At 71.7% G+C, this 14,820-nt stretch carries 13 protein-coding genes; 3 read left to right on the top strand and 10 right to left on the bottom strand.

Annotated features, from left to right (window positions below; genetic code table 11):
• The first annotated feature begins 73 nt into the window (after window positions 1-73).
• Entirely contained in the window at window positions 74-1,669 is a 1,596-nt protein-coding gene (locus tag SACGLDRAFT_RS12595) for a wax ester/triacylglycerol synthase domain-containing protein (protein ID WP_232283958.1), read from the top strand.
• Window positions 1,666-2,406: an SDR family NAD(P)-dependent oxidoreductase gene (locus SACGLDRAFT_RS12600; protein WP_005465119.1), complete on the top strand. Its 741-nt coding sequence runs from the start codon at window positions 1,666-1,668 to the stop codon at window positions 2,404-2,406. The genes SACGLDRAFT_RS12595 and SACGLDRAFT_RS12600 overlap by 4 nt, the downstream gene beginning before the upstream one ends.
• 1 nt (window position 2,407) lies before the next feature.
• On the opposite strand, the gene hpnH is transcribed toward SACGLDRAFT_RS12600, so the two are convergent.
• From hpnH to SACGLDRAFT_RS12650, 10 genes are all read right to left on the bottom strand, one after another.
• Window positions 2,408-3,418, bottom strand: coding sequence for an adenosyl-hopene transferase HpnH (hpnH, locus tag SACGLDRAFT_RS12605; protein ID WP_005465120.1), 1,011 nt, complete (start codon window positions 3,416-3,418; stop codon window positions 2,408-2,410).
• Window positions 3,415-4,032, bottom strand: coding sequence for a nucleoside phosphorylase-I family protein (locus SACGLDRAFT_RS12610; protein WP_005465121.1), 618 nt, complete (start codon window positions 4,030-4,032; stop codon window positions 3,415-3,417). The genes hpnH and SACGLDRAFT_RS12610 overlap by 4 nt, the downstream gene beginning before the upstream one ends.
• The gene (gene shc, locus SACGLDRAFT_RS12615) at window positions 4,016-5,932 is read right to left on the bottom strand and encodes a squalene--hopene cyclase (protein ID WP_005465122.1); all 1,917 of its coding nucleotides are present in this window, start codon (window positions 5,930-5,932) and stop codon (window positions 4,016-4,018) included. Before shc ends, SACGLDRAFT_RS12610 begins: the two co-directional genes overlap by 17 nt.
• Window positions 5,929-6,936 (bottom strand): polyprenyl synthetase family protein, encoded by a 1,008-nt coding sequence (locus tag SACGLDRAFT_RS12620; RefSeq protein WP_005465123.1) that lies wholly within the window; start codon window positions 6,934-6,936, stop codon window positions 5,929-5,931. Before SACGLDRAFT_RS12620 ends, shc begins: the two co-directional genes overlap by 4 nt.
• Entirely contained in the window at window positions 6,933-8,312 is a 1,380-nt protein-coding gene (gene hpnE, locus SACGLDRAFT_RS12625) for a hydroxysqualene dehydroxylase HpnE (protein WP_005465125.1), read from the bottom strand. The genes SACGLDRAFT_RS12620 and hpnE overlap by 4 nt, the downstream gene beginning before the upstream one ends.
• Entirely contained in the window at window positions 8,309-9,172 is an 864-nt protein-coding gene (gene hpnD / locus SACGLDRAFT_RS12630) for a presqualene diphosphate synthase HpnD (protein WP_005465126.1), read from the bottom strand. Before hpnD ends, hpnE begins: the two co-directional genes overlap by 4 nt.
• Window positions 9,169-10,071 carry a squalene synthase HpnC gene (gene hpnC / locus SACGLDRAFT_RS12635; RefSeq protein ID WP_005465127.1) on the bottom strand — a complete coding sequence of 301 codons (903 nt, stop codon included), beginning with the start codon at window positions 10,069-10,071 and terminating at the stop codon, window positions 9,169-9,171. The genes hpnD and hpnC overlap by 4 nt, the downstream gene beginning before the upstream one ends.
• 285 nt (window positions 10,072-10,356) lie before the next feature.
• On the bottom strand, window positions 10,357-11,403 hold the full coding sequence (locus tag SACGLDRAFT_RS12640; RefSeq protein ID WP_005465128.1) for an NAD(P)-dependent alcohol dehydrogenase: 1,047 nt from the start codon (window positions 11,401-11,403) through the stop codon (window positions 10,357-10,359).
• A 13-nt stretch (window positions 11,404-11,416) separates the two neighbouring features.
• Window positions 11,417-12,319, bottom strand: a complete 903-nt coding sequence (locus tag SACGLDRAFT_RS12645) for a universal stress protein (protein ID WP_005465129.1) — start codon at window positions 12,317-12,319, stop codon at window positions 11,417-11,419.
• Between the two features lie 120 nt (window positions 12,320-12,439).
• A complete protein-coding gene (locus SACGLDRAFT_RS12650) occupies window positions 12,440-13,612 on the bottom strand; it encodes an ROK family transcriptional regulator (protein ID WP_005465131.1) in 1,173 nt (390 codons plus the stop codon).
• Window positions 13,613-13,877: 265 nt separating this feature from the next.
• Here SACGLDRAFT_RS12650 and SACGLDRAFT_RS12655 point away from each other — a divergent pair, with 265 nt between their 5' ends.
• Window positions 13,878-14,777 (top strand): sulfite exporter TauE/SafE family protein, encoded by a 900-nt coding sequence (locus tag SACGLDRAFT_RS12655; protein WP_005465133.1) that lies wholly within the window; start codon window positions 13,878-13,880, stop codon window positions 14,775-14,777.
• Window positions 14,778-14,820: the final 43 nt, after the last annotated feature.

Raw genomic sequence — 14,820 nt, forward strand, 5'->3', positions numbered from 1 at the left:
CGTCCCTCGTCCGGGCAGGTGAGTCCCGCGCGTCACGGCCGCGCCGCGGCGCGGCGCGTGGCAGGCTGGAGTGGTGCCGACCCCCACCGTGCCTCGGCTGCTCGTCGTCTCCGCCGGGACGGCGAACTCCTTGCTGCCCTCGATACACGAGGTCGCGCGGCGCGTCTGGCCGGAGATCGACGTGCTCACCGGAAGCGTCTCGCCCACGCCGGCCGCCGGTGCGTCGGCGGGACGGGCGCTCGGCCGCCTGCTCGACGAGGTGCGCCCGGACCTCGTGCTCTCCACGCACCCCGTGGCGACCGCGGGGCTCGCCTGGTTGCGGCGGTACCGGGGCTTCGGCCTGCCCACGGCCTCGTGGGACCCCGCCACCGGACCGGCCGAGCTCGAACGGGCGATCCACCGGCTCGCCACCACCCCGCCCCGGCCGGGCCCCCGCGCGCTGCCCGCGTCGGACGCCCTCTTCGCCCATGTCGACACCCCCGACGTGCCCCAGCACGTGGGCACGGTCCTGGTGTTCGAGCCCGGTCCCGTGCCCACAATCGACCACACGGCGACCATGCTGACCTCGGTTCCCGGTTCCCTCGGTCGGCTCCTACCCGCCACCGCCACCCGGCCCGCCCGGTGGGAGCCCGTGCCGGGCAGACCGGCCTCGGCGAACGTCGACGCGGTGACGGCGGTCGACCTGGAGTCCGCGGTGGACGGCTTCTTCTCCGTCCCGCTGCGTGCCGAACACGCCGTGAGCGCCGCCCGGATCGTCACGGGGTTGGCCGACGGGCGGAGCGCCCTGCTGGTGAAGCTGCACCACGCGCTCGGCGACGGCATGACCGTGTTGCAGGCGTTGTTGTCCGACACCGACGACGCGGAGAAGCTGCCGTGGGCGAGCCGTCCCGCCGTGCCGATGGGGGGCGGCGGAGCGCCGGGGTTGCGTGCCGGACTGCGGCCGGTCCTTTCCGGACTGTGGCGGTTGGCCGCGGCCGGGCGAGCGCCTCACGTCACGACGGACGGCCCCGTTCCCGACGCCCGCAGGCACCACTCCCTCGGGCTCCTTCCCGGACGCGCGGTGCGGTCGGGTGCCCGCGCGGCGGGCGTCGCCGCGGCCGACTACGTGCTCGCGGCGTTCGCGCAGGCCTGGCACGACGTCGGCCGTGACCCCGGTGACCGGTTCCGGCTCATGGTGCCCTGGTCGGTCCGGGGCACCGACAGCCTGCGGGTGGCGGGCAACCACACCGGTGCGGTGTCGGTGGACCTGCCGGTGGGGCCGATGGACTTCGCCGTGCGGGTCCGGCGGGTCGCCGAGGCCTTGCGGTCACGCACCGAGACCGGGGTGCCCGAGGCCGCGAATCTCGTGGTGCAGGCGCTCGGTGTGTTGCCGCCGCCCCTGCACCGGGCGGCGGCTCGGTGCGTGTACCGCGGCGACTGGTTCAACGCCGTCGGCACGGTGATGCCCGGACCTCGGCGGGAAGTGCGCTGGCACGGCGCCGTGATGTCGGGGGCGTATCCCGTCCTGGCGCTCGCGCCCGGCACCGGGCTCGCCTGGGGCGCGCTCACCTGGGGACCGTGGATCGCGGTGTGCGTCACGGCGCGCGCCGACCTCTCCGACGTGGCCGACGCGGTGACCGCCCGGATGGCGGACCTCGTCGCGGGCGCGCCGGTGCGGGAGCTGCCGTGATCGGGCCCGGTGCGCGAGTACTCGTCACCGGTGGTTCCTCCGGGATCGGGGCCGCCACGGTGGCGGCGTTCGCGGCCCGCGGCTGTCGGGTGGTCGCCGTCGGCCGGGACGCGAGCGCGCTCGCCGCCGTCGCCCGGCGGACGAACGCCACGCCGTACGTGGCCGATCTGACCGAACCACGGGCGATTCCCGCTCTTGTCTCGGAAGCCGGTGACGTCGACGTGCTCGTCGCGGCGGCGGGGCTCGGCCGGGCGGGGTGTCTCACCGATCTGGCGGACGACGAGATCGTCGAGCTGGTCGACACCAACGTGCTGGCGTCGCTGCGGCTCGCCCACGCGGTACTGCCCGGCATGGTGCGGCGGGGACGCGGGCACCTGGTGTTCGTGTCGTCCATCGCGGGGCACATGGCGGTGGCCCGCGAAGCCGTCTACTCGGCGACGAAAGCGGCCGTGAACGTGTTCGCCGCCAGTGTGCGGCACGAGGTCGCCGTCCACGGGATCGGGGTCTCGGTGGTGGTGCCCGGCGCGGTGGACACGCCGTTCTTCGCGCGCCGGGGCGCGCCTTACACCCGGCGCTTTCCTCGCCCGGTGCCCGCCTCCGTGGTGGCCGACGGGATCGTGCGGGCGGTGGAGCGCGGCAAGGCGGAGGTCTTCGTACCACGATGGTTGCGGTTTCCCGCGCGGCTGCGCGGGGTGGCCCCCGGCCTCACCGACGCGTTGCAGCGCCGGTTCGGCTGAGTCAGCCGCCGGTCGCGGCGCGGATGGTCTCCTTCAGGGAACCGAGCGTCGCCAGCACCGCGGTGGGTTCGTAGCCGCAGTGCGCCATGCAGTTCGCGCACCGGGGGTCCTTGCCCCTGCCGTAGGCGTCCCAGTCGGTGGTCTCCACGAGCTCGGCGTAGGTGCGGGCATAGCCGTCGCTCATCAGGTAGCACGGTTTCTGCCAGCCGAACAGCGAGTACGACGGCACTCCCCACGCGGTGCAGCCGAAGTCCACCTTGCCCTCGAGGAAGTCGAGGAACAGCGGCGAGTGGTTGAGCCGCCAGCGCTTGCGGTTGCCTCCCGCGAACGCCTTGCGGAACAGCTCCCGTGTCTCCTGCACCCCGAGGAAGTGTTCCTGGTCCGGTGCCTTCTCGTAGGCGTAGGCCGGGGAGACCATCATCTCGTCGACCTTGACCTCGTCGTTGAGGAAGTCGAGCACCTCGATCAGGGTCTGGGGGGTGTCGGTGTTGAACACCGTGGTGTTGGTGGTGACCCGGAATCCCCGGCGCTTCAGCTCGGCGATCGCCGCGATGACCTCGTCGAACACGCCTTCCTTGTTCACGGCGGCGTCGTGGCGTTCCCGCATTCCGTCGACGTGCACGGCGAACGCGAAGTACCGCGACGGTTTCAGGTCGAGTTTGTCGATCTTGCGGCGAACCAGCGCGGCGTTGGTGCAGAGGAAGACGTACTTCTTGCGGCGGACGAGTTCGTTCACCATCGTGTCGATCTCGGGGTGCATCAAAGGCTCCCCGCCCGCGATCGACACCATCGGTGCGCCGCACTCCTCGATGGCGGCCACCGCCTGTTCCACCGGCATCCGCTGCTTCAGCACATGGGCCGGGTGCTGGATCTTGCCGCAGCCCGGACAACTGAGATTACAGGCGAACAGCGGCTCCAGCTCCACGATGAGCGGGAACTTCGAGCGCCTTCGCAGTTTCTGAGCCAACAAATACCGTGCGATACGCAGACTCTGGTGCCACGGCATGCTCATGGGTGCCGCACCTCCTTCACGGGGTTGTCATTGCCTCGGGCCACGGTCGTCGCCCAGGTCCGGAGCGCGGGACCGGACGCCCTCAGCGCCGCGAGTGCCGCAACACCTCCCGGCACGGTCGCCGCGCTCAGCAGGGGCCGGGCCGGTGTGTCGACCACCGCGCGGAGTACGGTGACGGGTCTTCCGTCGTCCACCAGGTCCAGCAGCAGACCCGACTCCAGGTCGAGGGCCACGGCGTCGGACGTCGTGTCGGCCGCGCGTCCGACGATGCGCTCGGACTCAACGAGTGCTCCGGTGTGGACGGTGCGGCCGGCGGCACGCAACGCCGAGACCAGCTTCGTCGACGACGAGCATCGGCGGGCACCTCGGGGCGAGCGCACCACGTCGGGCACCACGAGATCTCCCGGCCGGGCGTGGGGCGTGAGCGCGCATGCCACGCCGACCACCGCCACGGGCACGCGGGGCCCGCGCCGCAGGACGGCGCACACGGCCGAGCGCCGCCACGCGCGCATTCCCGCCCACACGACTCGCCCGCCTTTAAGTCCACTCCGGACACTCACCGCCTCCACCGTGAGCGGGCACAGGACGAGGAGCGCGTCAGTCCGGTTCGGCATCGTGACCACGTCCCAGATACCGGCCGAGGGCGGTGAGAGGGAACACCAGCCGGTACAGGTGGTAGTTGATGTAGAAGTCGCCGGGGAACCCCGTGCCGGTGTAGTGCGGTTCGTCCCAGCCGCCGTCCGGGCGTTGGGTGGACACCAGCCACTCCACTCCGCGTCGTACGACGGGGCCACGCTCGCCGGCGGCCAGCAACGCGAGCAGCGCCCACGCCGTCTGGGAGGCCGTGGACCTTCCCTTGCCGACCCAGGCGCGGTCGACGTAGGAGCGCAGGTCCTCTCCCCAGCCGCCGTCGGCGTTCTGGTGGGCGGTGAGCCAGTGCACGGCCGCGCGCACGGCCTCGTGGTCGCGGGACACGCCGCAGGCGACGAGCGCGGGGACCACGGCGCCCGTGCCGTAGACGTGGTTGGCTCCCCATCGGCCGAACCACGAACCGTCGGCCTCCTGCGCGTCGAGCAGCCACCGAACGCCTCGGCGTGCGGCCTCGCAGTCGGCCATGCCCCGTGCGGCCAGCATCTCGACCACGTGGGCGGTGACGTCGGCCGACGGTGGGTCGATCACGGCCCCGAAGTCGCAGAACGGCAGCTTCTCGCACAGTGTGCGGGTGTTGTCGGCGTCGAACGCTCCCCAACCGCCGTCCGCGGACTGCATGCCCACGAGCCACTCGGTGGCTCGCTCCACGGCCGCCTCGATCCGGTCGGGTTCGGGATGGCGTACGCGCCGTAGCCCCAGCACGACCTCGGCCGTGTCGTCGGTGTCGGGGTAGTGGTCGTTGGCGAACTCGAAAGCCCACCCCGAGGGAGCCAGCTCGGGTCGGCGCACTCGCCAGTCGCCGGCGACGCGGATCTCCTCCCGGAGCAGCCAGTCCGCGGCGGCGACCAGCGCCGGGTGGTCGGCCGGGGTCCCGGAGTCCAGCAGCGCGGTCATCGCGAGCGCCGTGTCCCACACCGGTGACTGGCAGGCTTCGAGTCGACGCACCCATCCGTCCTCGGTGCGTTCCCGGACGGTGAAGCCCTCCAGGCCGTCCAAGGCCTTACGGATCACCGGGTGGTCCAGTGGGTAGCCCCGCAGGTGCAGCGCCAGGATCGAGTACACCCACGGCGGTTGGATGCCGCCCCACCCGCCGTCGGCCTCCTGCCGGTCGAGGATCCAGCGTTCAGCGCGGTCGAGCGCGGCGGCGCGCAAAGGTTTCAGGGGCAGCCGCTCCAGACGGTGCAGCACGGCGTCGAGGCCGCGGAACACCCCCGACCACGACATCACGGGGTCGCTTCCCCGCCGTTCGACGCCCGTACGCAGCTCCCGCAGGGAGAACCCGAGTTGGCGGGCGGGCCGCGCGGAGGCGACGATCGTCAACGGCACCACCGTCTGCCGGGCCCAGCAGGCCCAGTCGTAGATGTTGAGGGGAAACCAGTCGGGCAGCAGGACCAGCTCCGGGGGCAGCACCGGGAGCTTGCTCCACGACCACTGGCCGAACAGTGCCAGCCAGATCCGGGTGAACACCCTGGTGGCCTCGATCCCCCCACTGTCGAGAATGTACTCGCGGGCGCGTCGCAGGTGGGTGGCATCGAGCGGGTCGCCCGCGAGCCGCAACGCGGCGTAGGCCTCCACAGTCGTGGACAAGTCGGGGGGACCGTCGTGGAACGTCGCCCAGGTGCCGTCCTCCCGCTGCCGGGACCGGATCCAGCGCGCCGTCTCCTCGGTCACGCGCGGGTCGGAGGCCCCGATGAACTGCCGCAGCAGCAGGTCCTCCGCCTCCATCGTCACGTTGGTCTCCAGCTCGCCTTTCCACCAGCCCTCCGCGTGTTGCAGGGAGAGCAGGTACCGGCGCGCGGAGTCGACGCAACGGCGTACCCGTTCCCGCGTCGAGGTCTCCTCGGGCGTCAGGACGTCAGTCATCGGTCACGCTCCACGACGAAACGGGTGAGATCGGCCAGGGTCGCCCGGATGTCCTCGGGTGGGTCGACAGCGGCGAGGCAGGCCTCGGCCTTCGCGATGTAGCGGTGGGCGCGGTCGCGGGTCCAGTCGAGCGCGCCCGTGTCGTCGACGAGCGCCGCCATCGTGCGCACCTCCTCCTCGTTCGGCGGGCGGTCCCTGCGGTAGTACTCGCGCAGCGCCAACGCGCTGTCGGTGCCCGAGTTCAACGCGACCGCGATGGGCACCGACTTCTTGCGCACCCGCAAATCGGCGAGCACGGGTTTGCCGGTGACCTCGGGGCTGCCGACGATGCCGAGGAGGTCGTCCACGAGCTGGAAGCCCATGCCGAGGTTGCGGCCGAACCGCCCGAGCGCCGCGACGGAGGCTTCGTCCCCGCCTCCGAGCAACGCGCCCAGCTCGGCCGCGCACTCCATCAGCGCCGCGGTCTTCCCGTCCTCCATACGCAGGCATTCCTCGACCCCGACGAGGGCGCGCTTTTCAAACTCGATGTCGGCGGTCTGCCCCTCGATGAGCCTGCGCACGGCGCCGGTCAGGCGGCGGCCCGCCGAGAGATCGCCCGTGGTCTCCAGTACCTCGACCGCGAGCGTCAGCAGTGCGTCACCGGCGAGGATCGCGGCGGGGGTGCCGAACACGGCCCACACCGTGGGGCGGTGACGTCGCTCGGTGTCTCCGTCCATGACGTCGTCGTGCAGCAGGGAGAAGTTGTGCACCAGCTCCACCGCCACGGCACCCGCCAGGGCGGCCTCCGGTCTCGCTCGCACCGCCTGCGCCGCGAGCAGCGCCAGCGCCGGACGGAGCGCCTTGCCTCCGTCTCCTTCCACGGCCATGCCGTGCTCGTCGGTCCACCCGAGGTGGTAGCTGACGATGCGTCGCATCGTGGGGTCCAGGGTGTCGACCGCTTCCCGCAACGCGGGGCGGACGAGCAGCTGGGTGGCACTCACCTCGGACGGCAGGGTCATGGTCATCCGCTCACACCTCCCGCCAGGTGAGCGGTGACGAGGTCAGCGGCTCGGTGTCCACTTCGCACGGCTCCCTCCATCGTGTCGGGCCAACCTGTAGCGGTCCAGGATCCGGCGAGGACAAGGCCGGGCAACGCCGTGCGCTGGGCCGCACGCAAACTGTTCGATCCCGGTCCCTGTCGGAACGTGGCCCGTCGCTGCCGGGTGACGAAGAACCGGGAACACGGTGTGGTGGCGGCGTCGGGGAAGAACCTGCCGAGTTCGGCGAGGAAGACGTCACGCAACGCCGTCGCCGGGGTGGTGAGCCAGGCGTCGGCCGCCGACAGCGACACCGTGAGGTACTGCCCCGACGTCAGTCCCGCGGCGGCGGTGCGGTCGAACACCCATTGCACGGGTGACGAGACGGCCGCGGCGAACGGCAGGTCGGTGACGGGTCGTTCGTAGACGACGTGGACGTTCACGATCGGCACCGCGCCGAGCCGGGCGAGCCGCCAGTTCTGCAGTCCCGCGCGTCCGGGGCAGACACGCATCGCGGTCTCCGGGGGAACGGCGAGGACGACGGCGTCGGCGTCCACCACTTCGTCGTCCATGCGGACGAGGAACCGATCGCGGACGGGGGTGATGCCCCGGACGGGGCTGTGGGTGCGCACCTGGGCGTCGCGCTCCAGCAGGTACTTCTCCGCGGGACGCACGTGCAGGTCCTCCAACGGCCACCGGGGGACGCCGATGTCCGCGCCGTCGGAGGAGGTCAGCAACGCGGTGTGGAACACCATCGCCGCCGAGGCCAGGGAGACCCGGAAGACGTCACCGTTGAGCGCGGCCACGGTGATGAGGTTCCACAGTCGGTCGATGGTGGCGCGGTTCTGACCGTGTCGGACGAGCCAGTCGCCGAAGCTGTGGGAGTCGAGGGTGGCGTCGTCCGGGTCGAGCGAACGCAGGGCCAGGGCCGCTCGCAGCACCCGGAGTCGGTCGAGCGGGCTCAACGCCGAGTAGCGGGCGAGCGCGGGGGCCAGGTGCAGGGGCGCCCTGGCGTCGGTACGCCACAGTTCGGCGAATCGGCCTCCGGGCGCCAGCACGGGGACCCGGAAGCGCTCCTGCATCTGAAGTCCCTCGGAGCTGCCGAGTCGTTCGAGCAGCGCCCGGTAGGCCGTGCAGCAGCGCAGGGCCACGTGCTGGCCGTTGTCGACGGTGAGGCCGTCGCGCTGGAACGAGAACGTCGCGCCTCCCAGGCGGGATCTCGCCTCCAGCACGGTGACCGCGAACCCGGCGTCGGCGAGGTCGCAGGCCGCCGTGAGCCCGGCCAGGCCGGAACCGACGACGACCACGCGGACGTCCTTCGAGGCGGGTCCGTGCGGTCGTGGCTGGACGCAGGGGGCGGTCATGGTGTTCCCCCCGCCAGCGCCACACAGGCCACCAGCGCCTTCTCCCAGTCGGGCAGGCTGGTGCGGCCTTTCAGCACCAGCGTCGGCCGCAGCGCCATCCGCGTCAGCAGGCGGTGGTAGATGCCCGCCATCGCCGCGCAGCACGCTCGGCTGCGTCCGTCGAGCACGTCGAGCAGCCGCAACCCTCGCTCGTACCACTCCTGGGCACGGGCGGCCTGGAACTCGAGCAACGCCAACAGACTCTCGGGGTCGTCGACGAACTCACCGTTCTCGTCCCGCTTCAAGGTGCAGCCGAACCGGTCGAGTTCGTCTGCGGGCAGGTACACCCGTCCGTTGTCGAGGTCCTCCACGACGTCCCGCAGGATGTTGGTCAGCTGCAGCGCCACGCCCAGGTCGTCGGCGATCGGTTCGTCGCGGGCGCGGTCGGGGCTGCCGAACACCGCGAGCGACAGTCGTCCGATCGAGCCGGCCACGCACCGGCAGTATCGCCGCAGCGCGTCGAAGTCCGGGTAGTCGACCCCGAGCACGTCGGCTCGGCAGCCGTCGATCAGGTCGTCGAAGGCGTCCAGCGGCAGGTCGAACCGGCGGGTGGCGTCCACAAGGGCGACCAGCACGGGGTCGCCGGTGTCGGTTCCCGCCTCCACCGCCCGCAGGTCCGACCGGGCGTTCTCCAGCCCCTTCAACTTCACCTCGGGGGCGAGGTCGCCGTCCCCGATGTCGTCGATCCTGCGGGCGAAGGCGTAGACCGCGCTGAGCGCGTTGCGTTTCGGCGCGGGGAGCAGCCGAATGCCGTACGAGAAGTTGCGGGCCTGTTCACGGGTGATGCGCACGCACGTGCCGTAAGCCTGCTCCGTCCTCATCGAGCACCACCGGCCCCCAGCGAGGCCAGCCAGGAGACGACGACGTGGGAGCGCCGCGGGCGCGGCGTTCGGGCGAGCACGTCGAATCCCGCGTCGGCCAGTGCGCGCGCCGTGGCCCGGCCTCCCGCGACGTAGCCTGCGACGGCCAGTCGCGCCGCGCCTCGAAGCTCGTTCACGAGCGGGGCGCCCTCGTCGAGCAGGCGTACGGCCCGTTGCACCTGGAGCGCGACGGCCGCTCGGACCCCCGTGTCCGCCACGGGGGCCACGAGGTCGTCCTCCGCCACGCCGTACCGTTCGAGGTCGGCGGTCGGCAGGTAGACGCGGCCCGCGTAGGCGTCCTCGACGACGTCCTGACAGTGCTCCAGCACCTGCAGGGCACTGCAGATCCGGTCGGACAACAGGCAACGTCGTTCGGAGTCGGCGTCGAACACGCGCAGCACCAACCGTCCCACCGGGTTGGCCGACAGCTCGCAGTAGCCGAGAAGGTCGTCGAAAGTGCGGTACCGGTGCACCACCTGGTCACGCCGGTTGGCCTCGACCAGTCGTTCGAGCTCCGACCTGGGGAGGTCGCACACCGACACGGTGTGCGCCAGTGCGCGGTACAGCGGATCGTCTCCGGTGGTCCCCGCGTACACTCGGTCGAGTTCGGCGGACACTCCGTCCAGAAGGGAGAGCCGGTCTCCCAAAGCGGCGTCACCGATGTCGTCCACCATCCGGGCGAACGCGTAGAGCGTAAGCAGGTGCCGCCGGTACTGGGGCGGCAGCACGCGAAGGGCGACAGGGAAGTTCTCGTGTCGTGCCCGTGCGCGCAACCGCTCCAGGGGCGGTGACGCCTGTGCTGCTTCGGCGTGCATGGGCCTCGCCTCGTCCCGTTCGGCCGGGTGGCCGAGCGTCGGCATCTGGGATTTTCCATTGTCGGGCCGAACCCGCGTGGAGGGCAACTCCTCGCCCGCGCTTCCGGCCCCCTCGGGTCCGGCGACGTGATCCGGTCTTCGGTCCGTTCTGGCTTCCACGTCCACCGGAAGAGATGCTATGGCGTAACGGTTTCGTCGCAACCTTGACGACGAGGTCCCGATCGTGTGACGGACGCCCGCTCGCCCCGCCCGAAGAGCCGACTGAAAGTCCACAATGTCCGGACGTAATGATGCGCGCGCCACCCCGATCAGTCCACATGGGAGCAACGACTACGGTGTCACGACGGCACGTCCGGTGAGCGTCCCCTCCTCCAGTCGTCGATACGCCTCCGCCACATCGTCGAGTGGGAACCGGGTCACCTCGGTGTGCAGCAAGCCTCGCCGGGCGAGGGAGAGCACCTCCACCAGTTCGGAACGACTCCCCCAATAGGTGGTCTGCACCGACATCTCGTACGGCAGGGAGTTGAACGACACGGGAAGCCGTCCTCCTCCCAGGCCCACGATCGTGAGGTCGCCCAGCACTCGCCCCACCGAGGCGGCCAACGTCAGCGTCCGGTCGCTGCCCACGCAGTCGATGACGACGTCGGCGCCGCGGCCCTCGGTCTCCTCCCGCACCAGCTCGGCCACGCCGTCGCCGGGTGGGGCGGTGAGGTCCGCTCCGAACCGCCGCGCCGTCTCCAGGGCCTCCGGTCTGGTGTCGACGGCCAGCACCCGCGCGGCGGTCGTTGCCTTGACGATCTGCACCGCCAGGTGTCCGAGCCCGCCGATACCGATGATCACGGCTAAAGCGGTGGGGGTCAGCTTCGGCCACGAACGCCGCACGGCGTGGTACGGGGTCAGCCCCGCGTCGGTGAGCGGCGCTGCGGTCACCGGATCGAGTCCCTCCGGCAGGGGCACGACGTGCCTGGCGTGGGGGACGAGCAGGTAGTCGGCCATGCCGCCGTCGAGTCCCAGTCCGGCCCCGCCCTGCCTCACGGGAGCCTCGTGCGGCCGCTCGCAGTAGGTCTCCACACCGCGCAGGCACTGGTTGCACGTCCCGCAGCCCCACGGCCCGTAGACCGCCACCGGGGTTCCGGGTTCCAGTCCGGTCACCCCGTCACCGACGGACTCGACCCAGCCCGCCGTCTCGTGCCCGAGCGTGAACGGCAACGACCACGGCAGCTGTCCGGGCCGGAACTCCCGGATGATGTGGAGATCGGAGTGACACACCCCCGCGCCTCCGACCCGGACCAACACCTGTCCGGGTCCCGGCTCCGGGGTGGCCACCTCGGTCAGCACGGGGTCGGTCAGCCATTCCCGCATCCGAAAGGCCCGCATCGTCACTCCCTCGTCAGCTCTCACCACTCGAAGGCCGTACCACCATCACAGGACACTGCGCGTGGTGGATCAACGCCTGACTGGTGGAACCCAGGAGCATTCCGGTGAAGCCACCACGGCCGCGGCTGCCGACGACCACCAGTTGAGCCGTGGTCGACCGATCGAGAAGCTGCCTGCGGGGTCGGTCGCGCACCAGGACGCGCTCGACGGAGACCTCCGGGTACTTCGCCCGCCAGCCTGCGAGCTGCTCGTCCAGCCGCGCGCGGACCTCCTCCTCTTCGGGCGTGTTCATGAAGAACAGCCGAGCGCGGCGGAGCAGGTTCTCGTCCTCGACGTCGGCCCACGCGTGCACGGCCACCAGCGGCGCCGAGCGCCGTCGTGCCTCCTCGAACGCGCGGGCGACGGCGCGCTCGCTCAGCGAACTGCCGTCCAGACCCACGACGATCGGTCCGGTCGAGGGTGGTTCGGTCCGTCCCTCCCCGCACCGCACCACGACGACCGGCGCGTGAGCGTGCGCCGCCACCGCGACCGCCGTCGACCCCGCCAGCATCCCGGTGAACCCGCCGAGCCCCGAGGCCCCGAGGACGACCAGCGCCGCGGTCCGGGAGCGGTGGGTCAGCGCGGGGACGGGTGGTTCGTCCACCGCCCGCGCGGACACGGCGAGGCCGGGCGCGAGCTCCGTGGCCTCGCGCGCCGCGGCGTCGACGATGTGCTGCGCTTCCTCCAGCAAGGACTCGATGACGCTGGGCGGGACCGGCGCCTCGGTGGCGAAGTACCGCGCCACGAGTCCGTAGGCGTACACCACGTGCAGCGGTGCTTCGCGGTCCGCGGCCCACCTCGCGGCCCATCGCAGAGCTCGTGTGGCCGCCTCCGACCCGTCGACCCCGACCACGACGGCACCGTCCTCACCCGCCATGTCCGCTCCCTTCGCCGGGTGTCCGCCGTGCCCGACACGGCACAGCCGACCGTAAGGCCCGGAAAGCGGCGGGCACCGCCGTCGTTGGTCCCGTCGCCGTCGGGACTTCGGACCCCGGTGCTACGGCTTCGCTGCCAGCACCGAGAACGGGCGGGCGTAGAGGCGGGTGAGCAGGCCCGTGCAGGCGGCCATGGCCTGCACGTCGGGGCCGAACCGGCTGGTGGTGACGATATCGGCGTCGGGCAGCACGGTGTTCTCCTTGTACGCGCCGTAGACCACGGAGAGGTGGTCCGGGGCATCGGTGAACGCCTGCCCGCCCAGGACCACGAGTTCGGGGTTGACGATGTCGCGCAGCAGCGCCACCGCCGTGCCCAGCGCCCGCGCCCGGTCGGTGAGGATGCGGTCCGCCTCCGCGTCACCGGCGCGCGCGGCGGCCCGTAACGCGCGGATGTCGGGTTCGCGCAGCACCCCGGCGCGCACCGCGCGTTCCAGTACCGCCCGCTCCGCGACGGCCACCTCCAGGCACCCGGTGCGACCGCACGGGCACGGCACGTCGCCGCCGACCGGCAGGTGCGCGATGCTGCCCGACTGGCCCGGCCCCCGATGCAGCACCCCGTCGACGGCCACGGCCACGCCGACCATCTCCCGCGCGTAGAAGTAGAGCGCGCTACGCGCGTGGACGGCCTCGCCGAACAGCAGCTCGGCCGTGGCCATGGCAGGCACGTGACCGTCGAGGTGGACGGGCAGTCCCGTGACGGACTCGACGATGTCCCTGGCCGGTACCGCGCGCCAGCCGAGGGACCCGTGGTCGAGCAGGCCCCGCTCGGCGTCGACCTGACCGCCGATCGCAAGGCCCACGCCGATGATCCGCCGCTCGGGCCACATCGCCAGGAAGCCCTCCACCTCGCGCGCGATGCGTTCGAGCACCGCCTCCGGCGCTCCCTTCGGGGTGGGGATACGCACGCTGTCGAGCAGGACGCCACGCAGCGTGCTCAACCCGTACGTGGTCGTGGTAATACCAATGTGCACCCCGCACGCGGCGATCACGTCCTCGTTGAGGTCGACCGGCACCGTGGGCCTGCCCACCTCCCCCGTCGGTTGGGGGGACGGCGCCTCGGAGAGCAGCCCGAGGTCGATCAACGTCGCGATCTGCCTGCTGACGGTGGGCATGCTGAGCGACGTGTGTCGCGCGACGGCTCCTCGGGACAACGGGCCGTGGGCCCGGATCGCGCCGAGGATCGCCGCGGCGTTCGCCTCGCGAACGCCGCCCGTGCCCTGCGGCGTCTCCACCATGCCGAGCGTCCTCCCCGCCACGACCTCGCTTCCACGGCCAGCCCACCGGACGACGGTAATAGTCGTCAACATATTCCAGTGGACGGACTCGGGGGTATTTATTTTCAGCGCTTTCTTTAATTGCGTCCGACATATCCCTCAGCCCAGAAAGTGAGAATCCCGTGACCTCCCGGTCGTTTCCTTGCGATGATCGGGACCCCTTTTGACGTCGTGTTCTTCCAGCCGGGGCCGCCGAGGGCGGGACCACCGGGGAATCGGGGATTTCATGCAAACGCTGTTGCTGTTCGGCCTTGCCGGGCTTCTCGCTCAGCTCGTGGACGGCTCGCTCGGAATGGCGTTCGGCGTAACCGCCACCACGCTGGTCGCGGTCGGCACCGCCCCGGCGGTCGCATCCGCGGCGGTTCACCTCGCCGAGGTCGGCACCGCGTTGGCCTCGGGAGCCGCGCACTGGCGGTTCCGCAACATCGACTGGCCCACCGTCGCGACCCTCGCCGTCCCCGGCGCGATCGGCGCGGTACTCGGGGCCTACGTCCTGACCTCCCTGCCGATGGAGTTCGCCGAGGTCTGGATCACCACGGTGCTGTTGCTGCTGGGCCTGTACGTGCTGATCCGCTTCGCGTTCCGGCGGGTCGGCACGCTGGTGACGACACGCCGTCCGGGGGCCCGCTTCCTCGCCCCGCTGGGGCTCGTCGCGGGGTTCGTCGACGCGAGCGGGGGCGGTGGTTGGGGGCCCGTGGCGACGACGAGCCTGCTGTCTTCCGGACGGCTCGAACCGCGCAAGGTCGTCGGCTCGGTGGACACGTCCGAGTTCATCGTCGCCCTCGCCGCCAGCCTCGGCTTCCTGTTCTCCCTGTCACAGGAGGAGGAGCTGAACTACACAGTCGTGGCGGGGCTGATGGTCGGCGGTATCCTCGCCGCTCCCGTGGCGGCCTGGCTGGTGCGCAAGCTGCCGGCTCGGGTGCTCGGTGCCGCGGCGGGCGGGCTGATCGTGTTCACCAACGCCCGGAGTCTGCTGGACTCCGCGGGGGCGAGCACGGGCGTCACCACGGTCGCGCTCACCGCCGTGGGCGTACTCTGGGCCGTCGGACTCGTCGCCGCCATCCAGTCGGTGCGGGAGGAACGGCGCGCGGAGGCACGGGACACGGAGGAAACCCCCGTGGGGTAGGCGAGTGCTCCGGCCGACGAGCCGTCGCTCACGGCGGTCGCCC

Origin of the sequence: Saccharomonospora glauca K62 (assembly GCF_000243395.2) — a bacterium.
In the GTDB taxonomy this organism is placed as follows: domain Bacteria; phylum Actinomycetota; class Actinomycetes; order Mycobacteriales; family Pseudonocardiaceae; genus Saccharomonospora; species Saccharomonospora glauca.

Excerpts from the sequence above, each read along its gene's own strand:
- SACGLDRAFT_RS12655 (WP_005465133.1), top strand. The coding sequence starts at position 13,878 with ATGCAAACGCTGTTGCTGTTCGGCCTTGCCGGGCTTCTCGCTCAGCTC.
- SACGLDRAFT_RS12620 (WP_005465123.1), bottom strand. The coding sequence starts at position 6,936 with ATGACCATGACCCTGCCGTCCGAGGTGAGTGCCACCCAGCTGCTCGTC.
- shc (WP_005465122.1), bottom strand. The coding sequence starts at position 5,932 with ATGACTGACGTCCTGACGCCCGAGGAGACCTCGACGCGGGAACGGGTA.
- hpnH (WP_005465120.1), bottom strand. The coding sequence starts at position 3,418 with ATGAGCATGCCGTGGCACCAGAGTCTGCGTATCGCACGGTATTTGTTG.
- hpnE (WP_005465125.1), bottom strand. The coding sequence starts at position 8,312 with ATGACCGCCCCCTGCGTCCAGCCACGACCGCACGGACCCGCCTCGAAG.
- SACGLDRAFT_RS12650 (WP_005465131.1), bottom strand. The coding sequence starts at position 13,612 with ATGGTGGAGACGCCGCAGGGCACGGGCGGCGTTCGCGAGGCGAACGCC.
- hpnC (WP_005465127.1), bottom strand. The coding sequence starts at position 10,071 with ATGCCGACGCTCGGCCACCCGGCCGAACGGGACGAGGCGAGGCCCATG.
- hpnD (WP_005465126.1), bottom strand. The coding sequence starts at position 9,172 with ATGAGGACGGAGCAGGCTTACGGCACGTGCGTGCGCATCACCCGTGAA.
- SACGLDRAFT_RS12640 (WP_005465128.1), bottom strand. The coding sequence starts at position 11,403 with ATGCGGGCCTTTCGGATGCGGGAATGGCTGACCGACCCCGTGCTGACC.
- SACGLDRAFT_RS12645 (WP_005465129.1), bottom strand. The coding sequence starts at position 12,319 with ATGGCGGGTGAGGACGGTGCCGTCGTGGTCGGGGTCGACGGGTCGGAG.
- SACGLDRAFT_RS12610 (WP_005465121.1), bottom strand. The coding sequence starts at position 4,032 with ATGCCGAACCGGACTGACGCGCTCCTCGTCCTGTGCCCGCTCACGGTG.